Source organism: Methanothermobacter sp. K4 (genome assembly GCF_022014235.1).
In the GTDB taxonomy this organism is placed as follows: domain Archaea; phylum Methanobacteriota; class Methanobacteria; order Methanobacteriales; family Methanothermobacteraceae; genus Methanothermobacter.
Genome location: NZ_JAKLTD010000001.1, coordinates 416,491 through 440,852, shown reverse-complemented (window position 1 = coordinate 440,852; position 24,362 = coordinate 416,491). Strand labels below are relative to the sequence as shown.

The following is a 24,362-nucleotide window of genomic DNA, read 5'->3' as shown; positions in this document are numbered from 1 at the left end:
ATGCTCAATATGAAGAATAATCATAAAAGGTAAGAAATGCTCCGGCCGGGATTTGAACCCGAGTCTTCGGCTCGAAAGGCCGAAATGATTGGCCGGACTACACTACCGGAGCCTCTGATTACCGATTAAGTGGGCCCAATGGGATTCGAACCCATGGCCGCCCGGTTATGAGCCGGGCGCTCTACCTGGCTAAGCTATGGGCCCATGACGCCGCCGACAGGGCTCGAACCTGTGACCAATCGGTTAACAGCCGAACACTCTACCTACTGAGCTACGGCGGCACCTGCCAAGTACAAGTCCTTGCTTGCAACAAACCAGTGGTTTGTGGTGCACATCCCAAGGCGTACAATTAGATTTATACCCATCATATATAAAGTTTTCGGTTTAGCGGTGGTTCTGCAGACACCCCATGAGGATGGAGATCATATGCTGAATAATGCTGACGCCGTCGCTGCCATCACAAGAGCCACAAACACGATCATCAGTGACTGGGACTTTCTCCTGGAGGATGAAAGCACATAGATTACAGATACCATGAGGGCTGCTATAGCACCCGTGAATCCAAATATTCTGCCAAGGATCACCATGAGGATCACGAGCACCAGTGCGCCGCGCAGGGCGGTATCCCACTCGAAACCCTCCTTTCTGGTATCACTGAACTCTTTCCTCTGGAGCTCCCTTTTAACGGTGGGTTCTCTGAAATCCCCGGACATGAACCTGGATTTGAGTGGTTTTTCCTCAAGGAGGGTTCCACAGTTCCTGCAGAACCTTGATCCCTCCCTGTTTCTTTCGCCACAGCTTGGGCAGTAAACCATATCAATCAGCCTCAATGTATCAACATCAAAGCTTATCTCAACAAAAGTTTATAAAGGTATTCTGCAGAGCAGAGAGTGTCAGATATGAACGTTATAGAATCACTGAAGGAAATGGATATACTCAAATTGATGAACAGGGCCAGTGAGATCACCCTCAAACATCATGGGGATATCATAACACTGGAAAGGGCAGTTTTTCTCTCATGGTGGTGTGAAAGGGGGGACTGTGCCTTCTGCTATATGAGCACACAGAAACCACGAATAAGGGAACCATCAAAGGCCAGAAGAAATGTAAACGCCATACTGGCAGAGGCCGAAATATGCAGGAGGCTGGGGTGGAACATAGAGTTCCTCTCAGGTGGCTATGGTTCATTCTCCCCCCAGGAGATAAAGGGGATCGCAGAGAGAATAAGGGATATAACAGGATCCCCCGTCTGGCTGAACACCGGAATAACCCCCGATCTTGAAATATACGGTGATGAAGTGGAGGGTATAACAGGGGCGCTGGAGGTTGCAAACCCTGACCTTCAGAGGAAACTGTGCCCCAGCAAACCACGAGAAGACATAGCTGAAATGCTTGAGGCAGCCAGGGACCTGGGATTCAGGAGGGGCATCACCATAATACTGGGAGTCGGTGAGACACCCGATGACCTCAGATACCTCTTCGAATTTATAGGGGATCTTGAAATAGACCGTGTGACCTTCTATGCCCTCAACCCCCATGAGGGGACGGTGTTTGAGAATCAGCCCCAGCCCGCCACCCTGTATTATGCAGGAACAGTTGCCGCTACAAGGATAGAGTTCCCTGACCTGGAGATCATCACAGGTACCTGGATGGATAACCTTGGAAGTATAGGTCCCCTGGTCCTCAGCGGGGCCAATGGAATAACCAAATTCCCACTTTTCAAGATGTTCGGCACTTCCTACGGAAAGCGTGTTGAGGAGGAGGTTAGGTGGGCCGGGAGGAGACTTGCAGGTACATTCACAGATGTGGAGAGGCTCAGAAGGGGCAGGTCCTACCCTGAAATTGACCCCTTCATAGAGAGGTATGTTAATGGATGTCTGAAAAATCTTAAATTGCTTTAAGTTGATGATAATAATATAATCTGATATTCCATCACTTTGAACCATGTTACCATGAAAAGGAGGAATAAACATTAAGATGAAATGTGGCCTTGAAATTCATGTTCAGCTTGACACCAGATCAAAGCTATTCTGCAGATGCCCGACAGATTACCAGGATGCCCCCCCAAACACAAATATATGTCCGGTGTGCCTCAACCAGCCAGGGGCCAAACCACATCCGCCAAACAGGAGCGCCCTTGAGGGGGCTCTGAAGATCGCCCTCATGCTTGACTGCAGAATAAACCCTGAGATCACATACTTCATGCGTAAGCACTACAACTACCCGGACCTCCCATCAGGTTACCAGAGGACATCAATACCCGTGGGACTCGAAGGGGAGCTCAACGGCGTTAGGATCAGGGAGGTGCACATAGAGGAGGACCCTGGTCAGTATAAACCGGACCATGGTGTAGTTGACTTCAACAGGTCAGGCATACCCCTCATCGAAATTGTTACAGAGCCGGACATGAGGTCACCCGAGGAGGCCAGGAACTTCCTCAGGGAACTCATAAGGGTGCTGGAGTACAGTGGCTGTGCCCGTGGTGAGGGCACGATGAGGGCCGACGTCAACATATCCCTTGAGGGGGGCCGCAGGGTTGAGATAAAGAACATAAACTCAATAAAGGGTGCCTACAGGGCCCTTAAGTTTGAGATGGTGAGGCAGAAGAACCTCCTGAAGAGAGGTGTTGAGGTTAAGCAGGAAACGCGTGCATTTCTTGAATCACAGATGATAACCGTTTCCATGAGGCTCAAGGAGGAGGCAGAGGACTACAGATACATACCTGATCCTGACCTCCCCCCAATGCACTTTGAAGATGAACTGGTGGATGGTATCAGGGATGGAATACCAGAGGCACCCCACCTCAAGGTGAAACGCTTCATGGAGGAATATGGTTTAAGGGAGGAGGACGCAAGGGTGCTGACCTCAGAACTGGAACTTGCAGATGCCTTTGAGGAGGTTGCAGCATCCATAGACCCTGAGTTTGCGGCTCTCTGGATGCGGGACGAACTCAAGAGGGTGCTCTACTACAACAGGGTGAGCTTTGCAGAAAGCAGTATAACCCCCCAGAATATTGTGGAACTCCTTGAGATGATACAGAAGAAGGAGGTAACCACCAAGGCCGCCAAAAAGATCATAGAGGAAATGCCATTTAACACCAGGAGCCCCCGGGAGATAGCCACCGAAATGGGGCTCATAGGAATCATAGATGAATCCCGGGTCATAGAGGCTGTTGAGCAGGCTATAAGGGAAAACCCCCAGGCAGTCCAGGATTACCATGATGGTAAGGAGGCTGCCATAAACTTCCTGGTGGGGCAGGTGATGAGAATCACCCGTGGAAAGGCAGAGCCTGAACGGACAGTTGAACTGATAAAGGAAAGGATCTGAGGTGCATGGCCAAGAACGTCCTGGATCTTCTTATGTGGCATCCTAAATGGGATATTAAAAGGTGCAGGATAAGTTACATCCACAGGGGGGCCCATAGGAACCTCAAAACAGTTCAGGGGTCGGATATTGAAAGACTCGAGAGGGGCTTCCTTGTGCTGAGTAATGGTGCATCGATACCCTACCACAGGGTGGTTAAAATAGTCTGCGATAACAGTTTCATCTGGAAAAAACAGAAGAAGGGATAGGATGAGCAATAAGGCACTTGTGAAGGATTACATGACCCGGGACGTTATAACGGTCTCCTCAGACACATCAACCGCGGAGATCATCAAGCTCATGAAGGAAACAGGTCACGACGGTTTCCCGGTCAAGGATAACGGTACCGTGATAGGGATGGTGACTGCCTTCGACCTCCTCATAAAGCCATGGGTCAAAACAGTATCAGAGATCATGTCAAGGGACGTGGTGGTTGCAGACCAGGATATGTCCCTCAATGACGCTGCAAGGGTCATGTTCAGGATGGGGATCTCAAGACTGCCGGTCATAGATAAGGAAGGTAAACTGGTGGGTATAATAACAAACACAGATATCGTGCGATCCCATATCGAACGTTCCACCCCCATGAAAGTTAACTACTTCAAGAAGACCCTAGAACAGCTCTATGGTGTTAAACCTGAGGTTAAACGGATGACTGTCCCCATCGAAAAACTTCGGCCAACCCAGAGCAAGGTATATGCCGATGAACTCCAGGGGAGAACCTATGAAATTAAAAGGGGCCTTGCAGAGCCCACGATAGTTGTAAAGACAGGTGACAGGTATGTCCTGGTTGACGGTCACCACAGGACGCTGGCATCCTACAGGCTGGGCTGCAAGGAGATAGACTCATATGTTATCGATATCAAGAAGGACATGAAGCTGGGTATGGAGAAGACAGCGGACCTCAACGGCGTTTATACTCTGGACGACATTGAGGTTATAGACGACGCCCAGCACCCCCTGATTGCGATAACAACCAGCATGAGAAAAGCCATGGCAGGTAAGAAGAATGGTGGATGAGGGAATTTTAAGGGAAATTTACGCTGTACTTGAGGACCGTCGCGATAACCCTGCGGACTCCTACACATCCAAACTCATGAAGGATGATGAGAAAAGGGCCGAGGATAAGATACTCGAGAAGATCGGTGAGGAGGCAGCAGAGGTGATAATAGCTTCAAAGAACAATGAGCGTCTCGTGGAGGAGTCTGCTGACCTGATATTCCACACACTTCTCCTTCTCGTATACAAGGGGATTCCATTTGATAACCTGCTTGAGGAGTTCGCCTCGAGAAGAAAATAACTGATTATAACTGAAGGGCACCTCAGTGAAGTGGTAGTTCCATCTGGTAGAATCCTCTTTTTAAAATTTTTATCTCCTTTTTACCTGTGAATCTGAATCCAAATTTACTGTAAAGGTTCAGTGCAGGGGTATTTGCAGGTGAAACATCCAGTGTAAGTCTATCAAGACCCCTGTCCTCTGCAATCATCCGGGCCTCCTGCAGGAGCCTGAAGCCAACACCCTGCCCCCTTGCTTCAGGTGCGACTGCAAGGGATGCTATGTAGAGGTCACCATCCTCAACCCTCTGGGTACTCAGGGAGTCAATGAGGTTCATCATCATGACCCTCAGGGCATCACCGGGCCCCAGATTCCTGAATAAATCAATAACTCCAGATTCACTGCCCTCAAGGTCATAGGCCAGCACACCCAGGACCTCTCCTTCACTGGATGCCAGGATTATTCTCTCAGGGTCCCAGCAGACACCCATTCTTAAAAGTTTTTCCAGTATATTCTCAGGGTTTTTGAAAAAAAGGCCAAAGAGTTGCCGGTCAGTCTCATAGATGAGCCTTCCTACAGTCTCCGAGAAGCGGGGTTCGAACTGGACAATATCCATGATACCATCTTCATTAAATCAGTATTGTCTTCCTAGACATGGTACTTCATAATTAATTGAAATAATAAAAACATGGGGGCTGTGAAAAAATGGAGGGTAGTTAAAAAAATAATTACTGCTCTGCGTCGAGCATTTCGCCGTATTCAATCTCTATCTGGCAGCCCTTGGGGCCACAGCAGAAGTGCTGCAGATCAAAGTTCACAAGCATGATTTCACCTCTCAAGCTTCTTTACTATAATAAAGTAACTTAAAGTATTTAAATGATGTACTTACATAAACTGTATATACATACACAAAGTATACCTGATTACATGGATGATATTATGGATGATGACGACTACATATGTTCTGTTGAGGCTGCCATTAACGAGATAGGGGGTAAATGGAAGTCTCTTGTCCTCTGTTCCCTCAAAGATGGTAAGCTCCGCTTCAGTGAGATAAACAAAAAGATACCCAGGATAACCCAGAGGATGCTCACCAAAACCCTCCGTGAACTTGAGGCAAACGGCCTCATAAACAGGGCGGTATACCCTGAGGTGCCCCCGAGGGTTGAGTACTGCCTAACTGAAAAGGGGAAGTCAGTCATACCCATTCTCGACGAGCTCTGTGAATGGGGTAAAAGGTACGGTACACACGAAAAATGATCAATCACCTGCAAAGGCCCTCAGTATTTTAACCGCGAGTACAGCGGCCCCGAAACCGTTATCTATATTGACAACCCCTATCCCAGGGGAACACGACTGTAGCATAGAGTTAAGTGCCACAAAACCGCCCTCACCGACCCCGTAACCAACAGACGCTGGAACACCTATAACCGGCACGTCAACAAGACCGGCTACCACAGAGGGAAGCGCCCCCTCCATTCCAGCCACCACGATGAGCACCTTTACCCCTGATTCAAGCATCCTCTGCAGTGGTTCCAGGAGCCGGTGGATGCCGGCAACCCCAACATCATATGCCGTGATGACCTCACAGCCAGCCTCCTCTGCAACCACCCTTGCCTCCTCTGCAACGGGTATATCTGATGTTCCCGCAGAAAGTACACCGATCTTACCCAATATTTCAGGTTTCCCTGACCTGACAGCAAGCACCCTGGCCGATTCATAGTAATCAGCGGTGTAATCATCTCCAAGAGCCAGTGCATCCATGATCCTCTCAGCCCTTTGAGGGGGGAGCCTTGTTACAATAACGTCCCCAACAGTTCTTATGATATCAATTATATCCTGATCACTCTTTCCAGGTGCAAATACCGCCTCAGGGAACCCTGTTCTTTTCTCACGCAGTATATCAAACCTGACCCTATCACCCAGTTTAAGCTGCGCCGATTCAATCGCCCTTTCTGCCTCTTCAACCGAGATTTCGCCCCTGAGGAGTTTGCTTAAAATCCATCTCACTGACATCACTACCTAATTTATAAGTTCATGAATATAATCTTAGCATGATGCACTGAACTGTCATCTGTATAACTCATGAATATAATCCTAAATGATGCACTGAACTGTCATCTGTGAAAATCCTTAAAGGAGATAGAATGTACCGTGCCCATCTCACTGTTGAGGGAATAGTGCAGGGTGTTGGCTTCAGGCCAGCCGTCTACAGACTTGCACATGAACTTGGACTTGCAGGATACGTCAGGAACCTGGGAAACAGGGTTGAAATTGTCCTTGAGGGCGGTGAGGATACAATCAAAAAGTTCATCGAGAGGCTAAGGACAGAAAAACCCCCAATTTCAAGAATAAACCACATAAAAAATGAGATGACCTCCATCGACAGTCCCTCCTTCAGCGACTTCAGTATAAAGGAGAGCTCATCAGAGTCATCAGGGACGTCTGTTATACCTGCAGACGTTGCAACCTGCAGCAGGTGCCTTGAGGAGATAATGGATGAGGGTAACAGGCGTTACCTCTACCCCTTCACCGCATGCACAGACTGCGGGCCCCGCTTCACGGTGATTGAATCCATCCCCTATGACCGTGAGAGGACCAGCATGCGTGAATTCCCACTCTGCAGCTCCTGCATGGAGGAGTACCTCAACCCCCTTGACAGGAGGTACCATGCAGAGGCAACATGCTGCCCTGTATGCGGTCCAAGTCCATTCCTGTGGCGTGATGATATTATTGAAACAGATAACCCCCTGAAAATGGCTGCAGAACTTCTTGATGAGGGTAAAATACTCGCGGTTAAGGGTATAGGGGGCACTCATCTGGTCTGCCGGGCAGACGATGAGGATGCCGTGATGAAACTCCGCTCAAGGCTTGGAAGGCCCAGCCAGCCATTCGCCTGCATGTCCCCTGATGTTTCCTCAGTGAAGGTCTATGCATGCATATCTGAAGCCGAGGAGAAGGCCTTAACCTCCCGGCGAAGGCCAATAGTTGTCCTGAATAAAAACAGTGACTACCCCCTGGCCCCCTCAGTTGCACCGGGCCTCCACAACATAGGGGTCATGTTACCATACTCTGGCATGCATCATGTTCTCTTCAGATACACCGCGGCCCCGGCCTATGTTATGACCTCAGCCAATAAGCCAGGCGACCCCATGTTCATCAGGAACAGTGAGATAACAAGGGGACTCCATGATATAGCCGACTACTTCCTTCTCCATGACCGTAAAATCATAAACCGCTGCGATGACTCTGTTGTCCGCTTCAGGGGTGGGGAGATGGCCTTCATAAGGAGGTCCAGGGGATACGCACCTGAGCCCTATGACCTCACGCATCTATCAGAGAATCTATCGGCCCTCTGCCTTGGACCGGAACTTGATGTGACCTTCTCTGTGCTTAAGGGTGGCCAGTGCTATGTATCACAGCACATAGGCAACACCTCAAGGTATGACACCCTCCTCTTCCTCAAGGACGCGGTGAATTACCTCATGGGTATAACAGGCACCGAATCCGTGGATGTCATAGCCTGTGACCTCCACCCGCAGTTCCTGACAACTTCGTATGCCGAGGAGCTCTCTGAGAGGTTCTCTGCAGACATTCTGAGGGTCCAGCACCACCATGCCCATGCCCTGGCACTCATGCTCGATAATGGTGTCGATGAGTGCGTGTGTATAGCTGCAGATGGTGTTGGCTACGGTGCAGATGGCACATCCTGGGGTGGTGAGATCCTCCACTGCCAAGGCCATGAATATTCAAGGGTTGGGAGCCTCATGCCCCAGAAGATGCCTGGAGGTGACCTTGCAACAAGGTACCCTGCAAGGATGCTGCTCTCAATGCTCCTGGACAGCTATGATGGGGACATCCGTGAACTCTTCATTGAAAGGTACCTGGATTACTTCCCCCACGGTGAAAGGGAGATTGATGTTGTATTAAAGCAGATGGAAACTGGAATCAACACCGGAATGAGCAGCAGCACCGGCAGAGTCCTTGACGCAATTTCAGCAGCCCTCAGAATATGTGGAAGGAGAACCTATGAGGGTGAGTGTGCCATGAAACTTGAATCAACTGCCTTCATGGCTAAAGGAGAACTCAGAATACCCTCCAGAATCCTGAGGAGGGATGGGAGGTACATCCTTGATACATCAGATATACTCATGGATGTCATGGATCTCCTGGAATCCGGTGAGAACAGGGCAGAGATAGCCCATGCTGCCCAGCGAGCCGTTGCAGAGGGACTTGCAGAGATGGCTGTCCTTGCAGCTGAGAATCTGGGAGTTGAGGTTATAGGGGGAACCGGTGGTGTTTTCTACAATGAGGCCATAAGCCTCGCGGTTAGGGATTACGTTACAGAGAGGGGTTACAGTTTCATTCAGCACAGAAATTCATGTGCAGGTGATGGTTCAGTGTCCCTTGGGCAGGCCGTTGCAGCTGCACTTGAATACAGAAAATAACTAGGCCTCTGATGTCCTCCATGAAATGGAATCTGGTGTCTCAGGAACTGCTCTACGGGCCTCAGATAAATGCAAAAAAGCCGGCTTGCTGGGAACTATTCCATCTTTCTTCGCATCTCTGCCTCGCGGAGGAGGTCCTCGGCCCGCTTTTTGAGGTGCTCGTAGAGCCTTATGAGGTTCTTTAACTCCTCAATGGCCTCCCACTGACCATTCATTAGCTTATTTTCAATGTTAAGCAATCTGGACCACTCATCACCTGGGGGGAGCTGTTTCCTTCTGAGGAGGTCATCCACAACATCCACCCTGAAGTTGTTCCTGTTTATGGTTATGCTGATGTGGATGTCCCTTGATATATCATAGTATTTGCGGGGCCTTCCCCTCTCTATCTTCCTGAAGAAGGAGCTTAAAATCCCTGCCTCCTCCATCGCCCTGAGGTGCTCTATTATTGCCTTCTGGCCAATATCCAGTTCCTTTGATATTTCACTGACAAATCTGGGCTCCTCACGGAGGAGGTTTATGATCTCCCTCCTGGTCTTGCAGCCCATAACATCAAGTATAACTTCCATGTTCCGCTCTTCAGTGGACTTTTCTCTCATCACGGTATGGTATGTCGAAAGGTTTATATAACCTTTTGTAAGTATAATAGCTATAAGGTTATAGGTAACCTCTGGTAACTTTAATTTCTGTAAAAAATGAAAGGTGAAGCAATGTGCGAAGAGAAAAAAACTGATTCTAAACCAGCCAATAACTGTGAAGATGAATTAAAGGAACTTAAAAAACGACTGAAAGAACTTGAAAGTGAACTCGCGGTTAAGGAAGATGAACTCAGCGAATACGTCTCACACCTCCAGAGACTGCAGGCCGACTTTGAAAACTACAAGAAACAGAAGGAAAAACAGGAGCTGGAACTCATAAAAAATGCAAATGAGAGGCTCATACTGAACCTCCTGGACGTATACGAGGACCTTGAAAGGGCCCTTGAAAACCGGGAGAATGATGGTGACGGCCTGGAGGTCATCTACAGGAAATTCAGGGACACCCTCAGGAAGGAGGGTCTGAGTGAGATACCCGCCGAGGGTGAAAAATTCGATCCATTCCTCCACGAGGCAGTTATGGTTGAGAACCATGATGAATACGATGATGGAATCATAATAGAGGAGTTATCAAGGGGTTACAGACTCAACGACAGGATAATAAAACATTCAATAGTCAAGGTATGTAAGAAAAGCTGATTTGAGGTGATCATGTGGCAAAAAAAGAAAAAATTCTCGGTATTGACCTTGGAACAAGTAACTCTGCAGCCGCAGTACTTATAGGTGGAAAACCAACCATCATACCCAGCGCAGAGGGGGCATCACAGTACGGAAAATCATTCCCAAGCTGCGTTGCATTCACAGAGGACGGTCAGATGCTTGTGGGTGAACCTGCAAGACGCCAGGCAGTCACAAACCCTGAGAACACCATAACGGCCATAAAAAGGAGTATGGGTACAGACAGAAAGGTGAAGGTCCAGGGTAAGGAGTACACACCACAGGAGATATCAGCATTCATCCTCCAGAAGATCAAGAAGGACGCAGAGGCCTTCCTAGGTGAGGAGATAAAGAAAGCCGTCATCACAGTACCCGCCTACTTCGACGACAACCAGAGGACAGCCACCAAGGACGCAGGTACAATCGCAGGGCTCGACGTTGTAAGACTCGTCAACGAGCCAACAGCAGCAAGCCTCGCCTACGGCCTTGACAAGGAAGACGAGGACATGGTCATCATGGTCTTCGACCTGGGTGGAGGTACACTGGACGTTACAATCATGGAATTCGGTGGGGGAGTCTTTGAGGTTAGATCAACCAGCGGTGACACCCAGCTGGGTGGGACCGACATGGACAACGCAATAATGAATTACCTTGCCGATGAATTCAAAAAGGAAACAGGAATAGACCTCATGGAGGACGATCAGGCAGTTCAGAGGCTCAGGGAGGCTGCTGAGAAGGCCAAGATAGAGCTCTCAACAACCCTCACAACCGAGGTGAACCTCCCCTACATCACCGTGGCCCAGGACGGACCAAAACACCTTATAAAGACCATCACAAGGGCGAAACTGGAGGAACTGGTTGATCCAATCGTGCAGAAATGTGCCGGGCCAATGGAACAGGCGCTGAAGGACGCCAAGATGACCAGGGAGGATGTGGATAAAATAATACTGGTCGGTGGACCCACAAGGATGCCCATCGTCCAGAAATTCGTTGAGGACTTCATAGGAAAACCCGTTGAGAGGGGAATAGACCCCATGGAATGTGTTGCCATGGGTGCAGCCATACAGGGTGGTGTCCTTGCAGGGGAGATAAAGGACCTTGTACTTCTGGATGTGACGCCACTGTCCCTGGGTATAGAAACCCTTGGAGGGGTCTTCACCAAGCTCATAGAGAGGAACACCACGATACCCACAAAGAAGAGTCAGATATTCTCAACAGCGGCAGACAACCAGACATCCGTGGACATACACGTCCTTCAGGGTGAGAGGCCAATGGCCGCAGACAACACAAGCCTCGGAAGGTTCCAGCTGGTGGGAATACCACCAGCGCCACGTGGAGTACCCCAGATAGAGGTGACCTTCGATATAGACGCAAACGGTATACTGAACGTATCAGCAAAGGACCTTGGAACAGGTAAGGAACAGGCCATAACAATAACAGCACCCAACAAGCTCTCAGAGGAGGAGATAAAACAGAAGATTGAGGAGGCCAAAAAACACGCCGAGGAGGACAGGAGAAAACAGGAGGAAATCGAAATAAGAAACAACGCCGATTCAATGATATACACCGCCGAGAAGACCCTGGAGGAGCTTGGAGATAAGGTGCCATCAGATAAGAAGGAGGAAGTTGAAAAACAGGTCAGTGAACTAAGGGAACTCATAGCAGGCGACGATGTCCAGGCCATCAAATCAAAGACCGAGGAGCTCACAAAGACCGTCCAGGAAATCGGTGCGGTTATATACCAGCAGGCTGCCCAGCAGCAGGCAGAGAACACAGCATCACAGGGTGAAAACCAGGGCGACGACACCATAGATGCTGACTTTGAGGTCAAGAACTGAGGCCTCCCCCACCTTTTTATTCTCTGATGTGCAACTATTTTTAGCTGATCACTTCCAGATTCTATACCAGGTGAAAATCGATGGCTAAGCGTGACTACTATGAGGTTCTCGGTGTGGATAGGGGTGCCGATAAGAAGGAGATAAAGAAGGCCTACCGGAGGCTTGCAAGGAAGTACCACCCCGACGTCAGCGATGATCCTGATGCAGCCGAAAAGTTCAAGGAGATAAGTGAGGCCTACGCAGTCCTCTCTGATGATGAGAAGAGGAGAAGGTACGACCAGTTCGGCCATGCAGGTATGGAAGGCTTCAGTCAGGAGGATATATTCAACAACATCAACTTTGAGGACATATTCAGCGGCCTGGGATTTGATATAGGGAACATCTTCGACATGTTCGGTTTCGGTGGGGGAAGGAGACATGGCCCCCAGAGAGGTGCTGACCTCACCTACACCCTTGAGATAAGTCTTGAGGATGCCTACAGTGGCCTTGAAACGGACATAAGGGTCCCCCACACAAAGAAGTGTCCGGTGTGTCATGGAAGCAGGGCCGAGCCAGGTACCGGTACAAGGACCTGCTCCACCTGTGGGGGCAGTGGACAGGTGCGGCAGGTGCGTAACACCATCCTCGGGCAGATGATGAACATAACGACCTGCCCTGACTGTCACGGCGAGGGAACCATTGTTGAAAAGCCCTGCAGCAACTGTAACAGTAAGGGAGTTGTCAGAAAAACAAGTACAATCCACGTGAAGGTTCCGCCAGGCGTTGAGACAGGATCCAGACTCAGGATCCCCGGTGAGGGGGAGATGGGTCTTCGTGGTGGGGAACCAGGGGACCTCTACGTGGTCATTAAGGTCAAACCCCACAGTATCTTCAGGAGGGAGGGGGCAAACCTCTACACAGAGAAGCCAATAAGTTTCGTGCAGGCCGCCCTGGGTGACACCGTGGAGGTTCCAACCCTTGACAGGCCAGTGCAATTAAAGATACCTGCTGGAACACAGAGTGGCACAACCTTCCGTGTTAAGGGGCATGGGATGCCCCACCTAAAATGGAATGGCTACGGGAATCTCTACGTGAAGGTCAAGGTTGTAACACCGAGAAAGCTGACTCCAAAGCAGAAGGAACTACTCAGGGAATTTGCAAGTATCAGTGGGGATGAGATCCACGAGGATAAGGGATTCTTTGATAAGGTCAAGGATGCCATAATCCACTGAACCCCTCCCCACCTCATTTTTTCAAGCCCCTTTACTGATGATCAGTGGTGTGAACCTCAGCTATACTGGAATATACCTCCTTTTTATACATTAAAAGTAACATTAGTCCCTAAAGTTGCTATAAACTTAGATGTGAAACATGATAAAAGATCCATACAGTATCCTAATTTTCAGATGAGAGAAACATATTTCGGGTATGATCCAGTGAAAAGAAGTATTTTCTGATTCTAGACCTTTTTGGTGTTTCGTTGTGGGTTAAAGTGTGAGTGGGCTTCTTATAGCAGGTATCCCCCCATCAAGGGATGATCCCCCTGAACTCAAATAGAGGACTCCCCATGATAAAGGGCGTCTACACTGATAAAATAAGAAAAAGCCCCTAAAAGATGTGAAACTGAAAACACCGGGCCTTGAAACTGAAAACACCGGGCCTTCCCGCGCACAGTAGCTCCAGTGAATGCAAAACAGGCAATGCACTTGCAGGGTATCCTGCCAGGCTGAATGTTGAGACCGGGCATGCCGGGAGTAACCCACCTTCTGTTTCGGCAGCATTCATCTCGGCGGACTACCTCTGCCTCCTACAGTAATCACAGGCAGTATTTGTCCTTGCATCCCGCGGAATGGCCGTTTCACCGGTCCTCCTGGTGTCAGTCTGCTCCTTTAAGGGTGAAGCTTCATTATCATCCACCAGAAGACGTGTCGTTTCTGCTCCAGGGTCCAGCCTCTCAGCTGATGCCTCACGGCACCGCGGTTCTGTATGATGGGTGGAGTTTCCTCAGCCCAAAAAATGGACCGTCAGCTGCCCTCCGGCTTGCCCGGTAGGTGAACATGAGAATAAGAACTGATAGCGGGGCCTAGATTTGAACTAGGGATCTCGGGGTTATGAGCCCCGCGGGATCACCAGACTACCCCACCCCGCTAAACATTAGATTTGTTATTTTAATATATAAAGGTTGTGGTGAGGTCTGGTTTTACTCCTCCATCTCACCTCAAGATTTAATATATGAGGGTTTTGAGGTTTGTTTATTCCTCCTCCCTCTCCTCAAGCTTCCTGAGCCTCCTGTCAAGGGACTCAAGCTTCCTGTTGGTGTAACCCCTGTACTCGTTGAAGCGGTGCTCCAGTTCATCTATGTTCCTTGACACCAGTTCAAGTCTTTTCTCAAGGTCAGATATATCATCCTTGGTGGCCAGTGACCAGTCCTCTATGAGTTCATCGCTCTTCTCATTAAGGAATGCATCTATCTTATTTGAGATAACATCAGTGCTTATGGGAACCTCCCTTACCTTGCCCATGATCCTGTCACTGACATCTGAAACCTTCTCACCAACACCTGCCATGTAACCTTCCCTCCCTTCACCTGATTTTTCAAAGGCACCGTAAACTCTGGTTACCGGTGCCATGTTCCCTGATCCCATAAGGTAGTAGTATATGAGGACAATTATGGCCCCTGCAAGTATCAGTATTGCAAGAAGCTCCGCCGGTCCCACATTAAAACCTCCATATCATTTTTTAAGTTTTGCGTTGAGTTCTGCTTCCTTTTTCTCAATATCCTTCAGCATCCTCTCCAGTTTCCTGAACTCTGTTCTTGCCTCAAGTAGTGCAAGTCTCTCACTTATCTCACTCTGAAGATAACCCACTTCATGCATTATCTCAGATGTGTTCTTCCTTATGGCAGCCAGTTTTTCCTGCTTGTCCTTGGGGAGGGGTATGGTTGTCTCCATCAGGCGCTTTGCCTGAAGGTCGTTCTCAACCAGGGATATCTTTTTAAGTTCGATCTGCTTTTCAAGAAGCTGAATATCATTCTGGGACTCCCTGACCCTCCTCCACTGTATAGCCACAATGATAACTGTCACAAAAGCCAGGATGGATATTATAAGCCACAGGATGTTCTGAGGTATTGTTGCGGTGCTCGCCATATAGCTCCCCCTTGAAGTATTATCTGCTGGAAATAATATATAACTCCTTATTTAAATAAGTATCAGAACTCAGTTAAGTGGTAACGATGATCGAATCATACTTAAAGGCAGGTAAAATTGTATCAAAGGTTCGAAAAGAGGCTTCAAAGATCATAAGGGATGGTTTACCGGTAATAGAACTCGTGAATTACGTTGAGGATGGTATCAGGAGCAGGGGCGGTGAACCAGCATTCCCCTGCAATGTCTCCATCAATGAGGTCACCGCACACTACACATCACCTCCCGGTGATGAGAGCACAATATCCGAAGGTGACCTTGTTAAGCTTGACCTCGGGGCCCATGTGGATGGGTTCATAGCCGACACAGCAATCACCGTCCCCGTGGGTGATGTGGATGATAGTTGCTACAGAATGATGGACGCTGCAAGGGAGGCCCTTGAAAACGCGATCTCCACCATAAGGGCCGGTGTTGAGGTTGGTGAGGTCGGCCGTGTTATCCAGGAGACGATAGAGTCCCATGGTATGAAGCCCGTGTCAAACCTTACAGGTCACAGCATGGACCGGTGGATACTCCACTCAGGGCTTTCAATACCCAACATAAGGGAAAACAATCCCCATGAACTCGAGGAGGGGGATGTGCTTGCAATTGAACCCTTCGCAACCGATGGTGTCGGGCTTGTTACAGACATGCCCCAGACATATATATTCAGGTTCCTCCGTGAAAGACCCCTCCGGCTTGTCCATGCAAGGAGGGTCCTCGGTAAGATAAGGGAGAATTACCATTCCCTTCCATTTGCGCAGAGATGGCTTGAGGAATATTTTGAACCCCAAAGGCTCAGCGCCTCAATGAGGCTCCTGATACAGTCAAGGGCCATTTACCCCTACCATGTGCTCCGGGAGAAGAGCGGTGCCACCGTAGCACAGTGGGAGCATACGGTCATTGTTGAGGGTGATGGGTGCACCGTGATAACAGAATAGAAATAATAGGTTGATGGGATTAGAATGGTGTTGGTAATCCCATCTCCTTCCCCAGAATAAAAGAAAAACAGTTGATGGGATCAGAATGGTGTTGGTAATCCCATCTCCTTCCTTGCGGCAATGTTCTTCTCTGCTTTTTCCTTTTTCTGTGCGGCAAGTTTTTCAAGCAGTCCCAGACCAGGTTTAACTTCTTCTATTGGTTTTGTCTCGAATAGGCCTGCTTCAACTGCCTGCTTGAATATTGAGTCCCCTGCGTCTGTTCTGGTTATGACGGTGGACCATCCGTCAGGTGACCCCACTGATCCTGTTGAGACGTCTGCAAGTTCAGCCACGTAGTCCTTACAGATCTTGCATCCTGCCTGCTCGTATCCATGGGTCTCCTTGAGTGGAAGGGTGAGGACATCATCCTGGGTGTATACCCAGAACTTCCCTTTACCTATATCCATCTTCTCAACGAGTTCCATGCTAACTCCGAGTTTCTCGCAGATGAAGGTCTGGAGTGATGTGTAGGGGAAGTTCTCCATGCAGTATATACCCACCAGAAGCTTTATCTTATCTGCAAGGAACCTGACACCGAATGGGTAGGTCTGCATTTTCCTTATACCCATTGTCTGGCAGGGTATGGCAACCGTACCGAGTTTCTCAATACCGTACTGTCTGACGGCCTTCTTGAGCATCATCACGTTGGGTGAGAATGTGTACTTGGTACCGGCTGCTGCCTTGAGTTCATCTGAGCTCATGGCAACCATTGGCTGTGGTTTCCAGAACTCCTCGCCTGGACCTGCAACCACTGCACCCTCAATGATACCCTCATCAAGGGCGTAAGCTAGAAGACCTGTGACTATTCCCCCATCCTGGGCTAGTTTCTGAATCTCCCTGTCAGTTGATCTGGCGGAAACAATTTCCTTGTAAGTACCTAAAACCATTTTTCCAGCCTCCTATAGCCCTAACTCCTTTTTGATCTGTTCTTCTGGCCACCAGCTTCTTGGGCACTGCACGTAGCAGATTCCACATTTCACGCAGCGGTCACTGTTCAGTTCCGGCCTTCCGTTGGTCATGTCAAGGGCCCTTGTCTGGCAGGCCATTGCACATGTTCCGCATCCAATGCAGAGACCCTGGTTGACCACCTTCGTCTGAAGGTCGCATCCGCATGCCTCAGTGTAGCCTGCAAGGTCCAGCATTGGCTGCAGGTAATCCATATCATTGTTGAGAAGTGCAACAACGGTCTTTGCTATTATTTCAGGTGATGGTGGGCACCCTGGCAGTGCAAGGTCCACATCTATGAGGTCTGCTATCGGTACAAAGGACTCGTGTGATGGCTGTGCCTGCTGGCCACCCCTTGAGTACCTTGTGAAGCAGCCTGTTGCCGCGCATGAACCGAATGCGCAGACCAGTTTAGCCTTTTCCCTGAGTTCTTTGAGTTCGTGCAGGCTGTGTTCGTCCTGCAGACAGACAGAACCCTCCACAAGGGCCAGGTCCATCTCTGGCATCTCCCAGAGATCCACAAGGGTCTGTCCATATACTATGTCCACCATATTGGTGAGCAGTTCTGCGAGAATGTCGTAATTTTCAGTTAACGACATGGCGTCTCCGGTACATCCACTCAGGTGAATGTAACCTATTCTTGGTTTTGCATTTTCTTCAGCCACTTTTTCAACCTCCTCTTTTGAAGCTCCAACAGGTTCCGATTTTTCCTTTTCAGGTTCTTCCCTCTTAGCTTCAGCCTCCAATCCTAAAAATCTTTTGATTCGGGCGATTAAACTCATTTAGAAACCCCAATCTCCTCTAAGATCATCTGAATGGCCCTGGGAATAGCCTTCTTTACCGGGGGTGTGAGGCCCATTTCCACATTGGGAGCTGATATCTCCTCGGGTTTACACCCAATTACCACAACGTCAATTTTTTCACTGAGTTCATGGAGGGGCTGGCTCACTGGCCATGTATGCATATTCTCATAGGATCCCTTTGGAATCTCAGTTACGTCGAATTTTCTGAGGGTCCCGGGTTCTGCATTGAATTCAACAACGTCCACAACTATCATCTTCTTCCACTGTTCATGTGGCAGTGAGAAGACAAAGTGTGGACCGCCAGTTCCAGCGTCTATGAACATTACATTTTCTGGTTTTTCCTTATCCTTGAAGTGTTCTTCAAGGGCCTTGATAACCTCTGGGCCGAATCCATCGTCCTTGAAAAGGATGTTTCCACAGCCCACCACTAGAATCTCAGCGTCGTATGGCATGTTATTCCCTAGATTCTGACCATTTCGTTTTTAATCACTGATTTGTCCTCATCATCAACAACCATCACGTGTGTTGCGCATGAGAGACATGGGTCATATGCACGTATAACGTGTGGTCCGTATTCATGGTGGAATCCTTCGGTTGCGGGACCCATTGTTGGGATGTTCCAGGTTGTTGGGACAAGTGCACTGTAGAACTGGATCTTGCCATTCTCAACCTTGGCCATGTGCACGTCAAGTCCCCTTGGACCCTCTATTGCACCTATACCAAGTTTACCTGTACCTCTCTCATCGAATTCTGCCCTTACAGGTGCTGATGTGTCAAGTTCGTCCAGTATTTCTATTGCCCTTGAGAGCGCAGTTTTCATCTCAAGTGCCCTTGCAACATGCTGTGCAACAACACCCCTTTCCTTGAAGCCCTGGAATTCAACCATCCTTGCCCTTGGGCCGACCTCCACGTTTCTTCCATCGTAGAGTGGTATTGTTGAGCAGGCCCTCTTGGCTATTTCAGGGTCATCATACCAGCTTTCTGGCATTACCTCTGTGAACCTGTCAAGGTCGAATTTTGTCCTGTCACCATATAGCTGGTGGCTTGCAAGAGTGGGCTGGTTGTGTACACCAAGGCCCTCTGGAAGGCCCTTGTCCTCTATGAGGCCAATCATGAGTTCAACGTGTTCATTAACCTTTGGTTTGAGCTGTTTGAGCCTTGCGTAGAGCCTTTTTCTTGCAAGTTCTGTTATGTTGTCAGCCATTCCACCTATCCTCACATCTGATGGGTGTATACCCTCACCTGCCACCATGTCAACTACGTACTGTGCGTTTTTCCTTATCTCGGAGACTGAGTTTATGGCATCAGCCATCAGGTTTTCTGGTACGAAGTCGGGTGCTATGAGGAAGTGGTGGATTGCATGGCTGTTTACGTGGTGTGCGGCCAGTGTAAGTTCCCTGAGGAGTCTTCCGGCCTTTGGAACCTCAATGTCAAGGGAGTCGTCTATTGCCTCAACGGAAGCCAGGGTGTGGGGTATGGGGCACACTCCACATATCCTCTGGACAATGACTGGAGCTGTTTCAGGTGCTTTACCTGTCACTATTTTTTCAAGGCCCCTGACAGGAGTAATACTGAAGTATCGCCCCTTTGTTATGATTCCTTCATCATCGACTTCCATGACAAGTTCTGCATGTCCTTCTTGTCGTGATGTCGGCGATATAACAATCCTTTCGCTCAAATGTATCACCTCTTGTTTTTAAAGTTCAAAAAACCTTCAATATTATAACTATTTTTAAATGTTATAAGTTTTTCAATTATAAAAAAAGTGAAAACTATTTATATTATGTTGTAAGTGAATTATTATTAGTAGAAAATCTACTTTATAATATTAATTTTTCATCCAGTAATACTGAATATTTATTTATATATGTACCCACATAGTCCATATGTGTTGTCAAACACACTAGAAGGTGAGTTGATGATAAACTCAAAGATCCTAGCATCAGTGGCAATAGTCCTGATAATTGGAGCTGTTGCAGCAGGTTATCAGGTGAGTCAGAATTCCGAAACACTGTGGAAGTTCACCAACCCCCAGGGCGGTCAGGACCAGGGGCCACAGCAGGGTGAGTCAAGCGTCCACAGTGAATCACCCTCAACCACATCATCTCAGGGTGGCAGTGGTTCAGGTTCAGGCGGGGCTTCAGATATGAATGTGAAGATCTCATCGTCAGAGGCCAGGAGTATTGCGCAGAAGTACATAAAACAGGAGGGTGCCACTGCAGGGACCCCGCGGCTTGTCACGTTAAACGGTAAAATGGTCTACATTGTACCCATAGAAATGAACGGCAAGACCGTCGGGGAGATCTACATTGACCCCATCACAGGCGAAAACCTTGGGGGGGCTGGTGGTGCGCCATGATGATCAAAACAGAAACCGAATGCTGTACAATCTATGCGGAGGATGTTGAGGATGCGGTTGTCCTTGAGGGTTCCCCTGGTGTGGGGCTCATAGGCAACATCCTTGGGTGGCTACTTGTTGAGGACCTCAAAATGAAGGAGATAGGGTACATTGACTCCAAATACTTCCCTCCACTTGCGGTTCTCTACAAGGGGGTCGCAATACACCCCTTCAGGATATATGAGGGAGATGGGATAGTGCTCTTCCTATCGGATTTCATCCTTCCACCTGCGGTGGTCTATGACATGACAAATGCAATTGTTGACTGGATGACCCGCAACAACAGCAGGGAACTCATAACATTCAACAGCATGGTTGTCCGTGAAAAGTCACAGCCGGTTGCAGGTGCAGGTAACAGTCAGGAGGTCATCCAGAGACTTGCAGATCTCGGAATACCCATAGTCCCCTTCGGTAACCTCAATGGTATTTCAGGGACCCTCCTTACAAGGTGCGCTGTTAAGGACATATCTGCCTCATGCCTCTTTGCAGAGATACTCAACCCCTACCCTGATCCCAGGGCAGCTGCAAGTGTTGTTGAGGTTCTGAATGAGATGCTGGGCACCAATGTTAACCCCGAGCCACTCCTACAGGAGGCCCAGGCCATCGAGTCACGTCTCAAGAAGCTCGCAGAGACCGTTCAGGGGGAGGCAGAAACACCCATATACATGTAAAAGTTTATATATGAAAAGATCCAATATCTTTTTACTCTTTTGGTAGGGCCCGTAGCCTAGCCAGGATAGGGCGTCGGACTTCTAATCCGAAGGTCCCGGGTTCAAATCCCGGCGGGTCCGCTAAAAACAGGTGAGTACGGAGGGGCCCGTAGCCTAGCCAGGATAGGGCATCAGACTCCTAATCTGAAGGTCCCGGGTTCAAATCCCGGCGGGTCCGCTCACATTCCTTATTTTGATTTTATGAGTCAATGACCAAGGTAGTAGACGGTATGTTATTCATGGACCAGAACAGAGGCCCACTGCTTTTTATGAAACAGGGATTCAGGGGAATTTCTCAGGTTCAAATTCTCCAATAAAAAAGAGTGTTCCTTTTTATTAAAATTAAAATCTACCTGAAATATGCGTCAAGTGTCTCAGCAGGGAACCTTATCTCACCGTATTTACCCCCACCACCAGGTATCACGGTGAGTGAACCCTCCCGGAAGGCCTCAACTGCAACCGCAACACCAGTATCAATTCTCTCAATATCCTCAATGGGGGCACTGAGAAGAACATCGATCTCTGTCCCGAACTCCGCCACAAGGCCCTCCCAGATGCCCTGCACAAACTTTGTTGTGACACCCTTACCATACTTCATCCCTATTATCTCTGCAAGGGGCATGATATGGATATATGGGGGCCTGTGTGGGGGGTGGTGTGGCTCATCCCATGTTGAAAGTTCATATATCCTGTAGTCAACGCCCTTCTTGATTCTGCCGCCACAGGGGCATTTCATCTTCATCTGAAGTGCCTCTTCAGGGCTGTAAACCCTGTAACACCTTGTGCAGGCTGTCATATGGTACTTCCCTAGGCGGGGGTCAAGACCATAGTTTGCCGTGATCCTGCACTTTCTGATTAACCTTTTGAGTGATGTGAAGGATACGTCATCCATTTCAAGCTGGTTGAACTCCTCCCAAGCCTGTGGGGCCATGGTGAGTGTGCGTCTGAATTTGTGAGGAATGGTATGTCTGCAAGTTCAGATATCTTATCGGCCATTTCAGTGTCCGCAGAGAGTCCCAGTTCAAGGAAATCCGGCCTTTTCCCGTAACAGTCCATGTAGCTGTCATATGATTTGTACATGCTGGTCCATGGTGTGAAGGCATGCGCCGGACCCGCGATACCATCGTATTCATGTACCATTTCAAGTATCTGGGCCCCATTCATCCGCACCCTCGGTCTTCCATCTGAGCTGCTGGTTGAGGGCATCCTTTCCCCCATCTCCTCTGCAGCCTCCAGGGATGGGAGTATTATGAGGTGGTGAATCCTCCTTGAGTCCTCAACCTCCGCGGTTATTATGAAGCTGCACTCATCCCGCAAATACACCCCATCCCCGACATATTCCGTGGATTCCTCAATGATCCTCCTCCAGCCAGGGTGGAATGCGTCCCCTGTTCCCACGATATGGAGGCCCTTGAGTTTTGCCTGGGGTGCTATTGCCTCAATGACCATGTTGCGGGATGTTGCCCTTGAAAAACAGCTGTGTATATGTAGATCAGCATTTAAAATCATTTAATCAGCCGAAAAAAATAATTGGGAATCATCCTATGTAACGGAGGTCCTCCTCGCCGGGCTTGAGATTCATCCTGTCAATCATCTCCTGCTCCATCTGCTGCGCCCTGGAGATCATCTTCCGGGTCTCCTCTGCACGCTCCTCAAGTTTCTCAAGGTCCACCTGAAGCTTTGTCATCTCAAGGAGCACCTCCAGAAGCGCCCTTGCAGCCTCCGCATCTATGAAGTAACCTGGTGTTTCACCCATGAGGCAAACTCCACGCATACCCCTCATCCTTCCCATTCCAAGGAGGAGTCCCGATGCACCTATTATACCCCCATCTGCAGAGCGCAGGATAACATCGTGCTCTTTAAGGCTCTCAGCAAGTTCCATATCTGTGGCTGCACCGTAAACCCGTGCCTTATCAACAGGCTGACCGGTTGCAAGTCCTCCAAGGGTGTATATCCTCTCAACACCGTAGCCCTCAACAAAGTCGAGTATCATGCCACAGATCTCATACTGTCCCTCAGGTGAAAGGCCCTGGGTGTTCCCGACAAGTATTATATAATCCCTTTTGTCCTCACCTGCATCCCTGAGGTAGTAGAACTCGTTCTTCATTGGTTCAACTATGCCATTCTCATCAACCAGAACCTGTGGTGGGAATGATGGAGAGTAGAGCTCAGCGAACCTGACCGCCTGGAGTTCATCTATTATATGGTCAGCGGCGAGTTTCCCGACATGTCCTATCCCTGGAAGTGCCTCAATGAAAACCGGGCTGGAAAGTTCAACATCCTCCAGAATATTTATGGTTGTTTCCCTCATTTTATTCACCACTACTTCTCAAGTAAAACCTCTCTTTTGAGTCTTCTCCGGTATTCTCCATACCTGTCCTCAGGGGAAAATTTTGGGGGATAAACAACCCCTGTTGATCCGCCGCAGCGGGGGCATACATCCTTAAGGGTGTACTCCATGCATGAACGGCATCTTCTCATCTTCATGTCAGTTCACGGAGGAATTCTCCCTCTCCACCCTCTTTTTCCACTATATCTATGCACCTCTGGGCCGCCTCCTTGAGCTGTTTCTCGGCCTTGAGGTAATCTGTCGATTTCACTATCAGCCTGTACCTTGGGGCCCCAACGGCCTGGACAATTATGCCCTCATCCTGGGCAGATTTAAGGGCCTTCCTGATTATCTCAACACCGTTGGGTGCATAGGACTTTATATCAACATATCCTGTGATCTGAACCTCGGGGGGTGTTATGTTACGTTTAGCCACCTCTGTTATGGCAGCAGCCCAGTCCTCAGGGACGCCCTCCTCCAGAAGTGCCTTTTCACCCTCCTCTGCAGCGGTTTCAAATGCGCCGTAGAGGTCGCCGAATATGTCCATAAGTTCGTATCCGACCTCCTCGTAGGCCGTGTCAAGGTCCTTTCCCAGGTCCTTTGCTGCCAGTTCAAGGAACTTTTCAGCCTTCTGCTCGATTTTCCAGGCCTGGATCTTCTTTGTACGCTGGTCCTCCCTTATCCTTTTCATTGAAACATCCACGTGCCCCTTCCTTGGGTTCACACGGAGGACCCTGGCGACTATCTTCTGGTTTTCCCTTACAAAGTCCCTTATATTCTTAACCCATCCAGAGGATACCTCGGATATGTGAATGAAAGCCTCCTTCCCTGGATATTCCTCCAGTGTTGCGAAGGCGCCAT

The 24,362-nt window shown here is 49.0% G+C and carries 26 protein-coding genes, 6 tRNA genes, 1 other RNA gene and 1 pseudogene; 15 read left to right on the top strand and 19 right to left on the bottom strand.

The window, feature by feature from the left end:
• Positions 1-37: 37 nt before the first annotated feature.
• From L5462_RS02350 to L5462_RS02335, 4 genes are all read right to left on the bottom strand, one after another.
• Positions 38-112: transfer RNA gene (locus tag L5462_RS02350), tRNA-Glu, on the bottom strand.
• Positions 113-130: 18 nt separating this feature from the next.
• A tRNA-Ile gene (locus L5462_RS02345) sits at positions 131-204 on the bottom strand.
• Between the two features lie 4 nt (positions 205-208).
• Positions 209-281 (bottom strand) — tRNA-Asn (locus tag L5462_RS02340).
• Positions 282-422: 141 nt separating this feature from the next.
• Positions 423-830, bottom strand: coding sequence for a zinc ribbon domain-containing protein (locus L5462_RS02335; protein ID WP_237779218.1), 408 nt, complete (start codon positions 828-830; stop codon positions 423-425).
• Between the two features lie 69 nt (positions 831-899).
• Between L5462_RS02335 and L5462_RS02330 the strand changes: the two genes are divergently transcribed.
• The 5 genes from L5462_RS02330 to hisE all read left to right on the top strand — a co-directional run bounded on the left by L5462_RS02330 (position 900) and on the right by hisE (position 4,663).
• On the top strand, positions 900-1,901 hold the full coding sequence (locus L5462_RS02330; RefSeq protein WP_237779491.1) for a radical SAM protein: 1,002 nt from the start codon (positions 900-902) through the stop codon (positions 1,899-1,901).
• Between the two features lie 76 nt (positions 1,902-1,977).
• Entirely contained in the window at positions 1,978-3,327 is a 1,350-nt protein-coding gene (gene gatB, locus L5462_RS02325) for an Asp-tRNA(Asn)/Glu-tRNA(Gln) amidotransferase subunit GatB (protein WP_237779217.1), read from the top strand.
• A gap of 5 nt (positions 3,328-3,332) precedes the next feature.
• A complete protein-coding gene (locus L5462_RS02320; RefSeq protein WP_237779216.1) occupies positions 3,333-3,572 on the top strand; it encodes a DUF504 domain-containing protein in 240 nt (79 codons plus the stop codon).
• Between the two features lies 1 nt (position 3,573).
• A complete protein-coding gene (locus tag L5462_RS02315; protein ID WP_237779215.1) occupies positions 3,574-4,383 on the top strand; it encodes a CBS domain-containing protein in 810 nt (269 codons plus the stop codon).
• On the top strand, positions 4,373-4,663 hold the full coding sequence (gene hisE / locus L5462_RS02310; RefSeq protein WP_237779214.1) for a phosphoribosyl-ATP diphosphatase: 291 nt from the start codon (positions 4,373-4,375) through the stop codon (positions 4,661-4,663). The genes L5462_RS02315 and hisE overlap by 11 nt, the downstream gene beginning before the upstream one ends.
• A gap of 22 nt (positions 4,664-4,685) precedes the next feature.
• Here the strand turns inward: hisE and L5462_RS02305 are convergent, their stop codons facing one another.
• Positions 4,686-5,255, bottom strand: coding sequence for an N-acetyltransferase (locus L5462_RS02305; protein ID WP_237779213.1), 570 nt, complete (start codon positions 5,253-5,255; stop codon positions 4,686-4,688).
• Between the two features lie 311 nt (positions 5,256-5,566).
• Here L5462_RS02305 and L5462_RS02300 point away from each other — a divergent pair, with 311 nt between their 5' ends.
• The gene (locus L5462_RS02300; RefSeq protein WP_305067731.1) at positions 5,567-5,899 is read left to right on the top strand and encodes a helix-turn-helix domain-containing protein; all 333 of its coding nucleotides are present in this window, start codon (positions 5,567-5,569) and stop codon (positions 5,897-5,899) included.
• Here the strand turns inward: L5462_RS02300 and larB are convergent, their stop codons facing one another.
• Positions 5,900-6,649 (bottom strand): nickel pincer cofactor biosynthesis protein LarB, encoded by a 750-nt coding sequence (larB, locus tag L5462_RS02295; protein WP_237779489.1) that lies wholly within the window; start codon positions 6,647-6,649, stop codon positions 5,900-5,902.
• Between the two features lie 137 nt (positions 6,650-6,786).
• On the opposite strand from larB, the gene hypF reads away from it, so the two are divergent.
• Complete coding sequence (gene hypF / locus L5462_RS02290) at positions 6,787-9,087, top strand: carbamoyltransferase HypF (RefSeq protein ID WP_237779212.1); 2,301 nt, start codon at positions 6,787-6,789, stop codon at positions 9,085-9,087.
• A 95-nt stretch (positions 9,088-9,182) separates the two neighbouring features.
• Here the strand turns inward: hypF and L5462_RS02285 are convergent, their stop codons facing one another.
• Complete coding sequence (locus L5462_RS02285) at positions 9,183-9,683, bottom strand: ArsR family transcriptional regulator (RefSeq protein WP_237779211.1); 501 nt, start codon at positions 9,681-9,683, stop codon at positions 9,183-9,185.
• A 111-nt stretch (positions 9,684-9,794) separates the two neighbouring features.
• Between L5462_RS02285 and L5462_RS02280 the strand changes: the two genes are divergently transcribed.
• The 3 genes from L5462_RS02280 to dnaJ all read left to right on the top strand — a co-directional run bounded on the left by L5462_RS02280 (position 9,795) and on the right by dnaJ (position 13,386).
• Complete coding sequence (locus L5462_RS02280; RefSeq protein ID WP_237779210.1) at positions 9,795-10,319, top strand: nucleotide exchange factor GrpE; 525 nt, start codon at positions 9,795-9,797, stop codon at positions 10,317-10,319.
• Positions 10,320-10,333: 14 nt separating this feature from the next.
• Positions 10,334-12,175, top strand: coding sequence for a molecular chaperone DnaK (gene dnaK, locus L5462_RS02275; RefSeq protein WP_237779209.1), 1,842 nt, complete (start codon positions 10,334-10,336; stop codon positions 12,173-12,175).
• An 80-nt stretch (positions 12,176-12,255) separates the two neighbouring features.
• Entirely contained in the window at positions 12,256-13,386 is a 1,131-nt protein-coding gene (dnaJ, locus tag L5462_RS02270; protein WP_237779208.1) for a molecular chaperone DnaJ, read from the top strand.
• A 511-nt stretch (positions 13,387-13,897) separates the two neighbouring features.
• On the opposite strand, the gene rnpB is transcribed toward dnaJ, so the two are convergent.
• The 4 genes from rnpB to L5462_RS02250 all read right to left on the bottom strand — a co-directional run bounded on the left by rnpB (position 13,898) and on the right by L5462_RS02250 (position 15,300).
• An RNA gene (rnpB, locus tag L5462_RS02265) (RNase P RNA component) lies at positions 13,898-14,198 on the bottom strand.
• Positions 14,199-14,228: 30 nt separating this feature from the next.
• A tRNA-Met gene (locus tag L5462_RS02260) sits at positions 14,229-14,303 on the bottom strand.
• Between the two features lie 103 nt (positions 14,304-14,406).
• Entirely contained in the window at positions 14,407-14,871 is a 465-nt protein-coding gene (locus L5462_RS02255) for a hypothetical protein (protein ID WP_237779207.1), read from the bottom strand.
• Between the two features lie 15 nt (positions 14,872-14,886).
• Positions 14,887-15,300 (bottom strand): membrane protein, encoded by a 414-nt coding sequence (locus tag L5462_RS02250; RefSeq protein ID WP_013296462.1) that lies wholly within the window; start codon positions 15,298-15,300, stop codon positions 14,887-14,889.
• An 86-nt stretch (positions 15,301-15,386) separates the two neighbouring features.
• Here L5462_RS02250 and map point away from each other — a divergent pair, with 86 nt between their 5' ends.
• On the top strand, positions 15,387-16,277 hold the full coding sequence (map, locus tag L5462_RS02245) for a type II methionyl aminopeptidase (RefSeq protein WP_237779206.1): 891 nt from the start codon (positions 15,387-15,389) through the stop codon (positions 16,275-16,277).
• An 80-nt stretch (positions 16,278-16,357) separates the two neighbouring features.
• Here the strand turns inward: map and frhB are convergent, their stop codons facing one another.
• The 4 genes from frhB to frhA are packed head-to-tail and all read right to left on the bottom strand — an operon-like array spanning position 16,358 to position 19,742.
• The gene (gene frhB / locus L5462_RS02240) at positions 16,358-17,203 is read right to left on the bottom strand and encodes a coenzyme F420 hydrogenase subunit beta (protein ID WP_013296464.1); all 846 of its coding nucleotides are present in this window, start codon (positions 17,201-17,203) and stop codon (positions 16,358-16,360) included.
• A 12-nt stretch (positions 17,204-17,215) separates the two neighbouring features.
• Positions 17,216-18,043, bottom strand: coding sequence for a coenzyme F420 hydrogenase subunit gamma (frhG, locus tag L5462_RS02235; protein ID WP_237779205.1), 828 nt, complete (start codon positions 18,041-18,043; stop codon positions 17,216-17,218).
• A complete protein-coding gene (frhD, locus tag L5462_RS02230) occupies positions 18,040-18,516 on the bottom strand; it encodes a coenzyme F420-reducing hydrogenase, FrhD protein (protein ID WP_237779204.1) in 477 nt (158 codons plus the stop codon). The genes frhG and frhD overlap by 4 nt, the downstream gene beginning before the upstream one ends.
• Positions 18,517-18,524: 8 nt before the next feature.
• The gene (frhA, locus tag L5462_RS02225; RefSeq protein ID WP_237779203.1) at positions 18,525-19,742 is read right to left on the bottom strand and encodes a coenzyme F420 hydrogenase subunit alpha; all 1,218 of its coding nucleotides are present in this window, start codon (positions 19,740-19,742) and stop codon (positions 18,525-18,527) included.
• 240 nt (positions 19,743-19,982) lie between these two features.
• On the opposite strand from frhA, the gene L5462_RS02220 reads away from it, so the two are divergent.
• From L5462_RS02220 to L5462_RS02205, 4 genes are all read left to right on the top strand, one after another.
• Positions 19,983-20,423 carry a PepSY domain-containing protein gene (locus tag L5462_RS02220; protein ID WP_237779202.1) on the top strand — a complete coding sequence of 147 codons (441 nt, stop codon included), beginning with the start codon at positions 19,983-19,985 and terminating at the stop codon, positions 20,421-20,423.
• Positions 20,420-21,133: a proteasome assembly chaperone family protein gene (locus L5462_RS02215; RefSeq protein ID WP_237779201.1), complete on the top strand. Its 714-nt coding sequence runs from the start codon at positions 20,420-20,422 to the stop codon at positions 21,131-21,133. The genes L5462_RS02220 and L5462_RS02215 overlap by 4 nt, the downstream gene beginning before the upstream one ends.
• A gap of 45 nt (positions 21,134-21,178) precedes the next feature.
• Positions 21,179-21,253: transfer RNA gene (locus L5462_RS02210), tRNA-Arg, on the top strand.
• Between the two features lie 22 nt (positions 21,254-21,275).
• Positions 21,276-21,350: transfer RNA gene (locus tag L5462_RS02205), tRNA-Arg, on the top strand.
• Positions 21,351-21,521: 171 nt separating this feature from the next.
• Here L5462_RS02205 and L5462_RS02200 read toward each other — a convergent pair.
• The 4 genes and pseudogenes from L5462_RS02200 to L5462_RS02185 form a co-directional block, all read right to left on the bottom strand.
• Positions 21,522-22,681, bottom strand: a pseudogene (locus L5462_RS02200) (TIGR00375 family protein).
• A gap of 28 nt (positions 22,682-22,709) precedes the next feature.
• Positions 22,710-23,483: a proteasome assembly chaperone family protein gene (locus tag L5462_RS02195; RefSeq protein WP_237779200.1), complete on the bottom strand. Its 774-nt coding sequence runs from the start codon at positions 23,481-23,483 to the stop codon at positions 22,710-22,712.
• 11 nt (positions 23,484-23,494) lie between these two features.
• Entirely contained in the window at positions 23,495-23,659 is a 165-nt protein-coding gene (locus L5462_RS02190) for an RNA-protein complex protein Nop10 (RefSeq protein WP_237779199.1), read from the bottom strand.
• Positions 23,656-24,362, bottom strand: a 707-nt coding sequence (locus tag L5462_RS02185) for a translation initiation factor IF-2 subunit alpha (RefSeq protein WP_237779198.1), incomplete at its 5' end; no start/stop codon positions are given. The genes L5462_RS02190 and L5462_RS02185, both read right to left, overlap by 4 nt.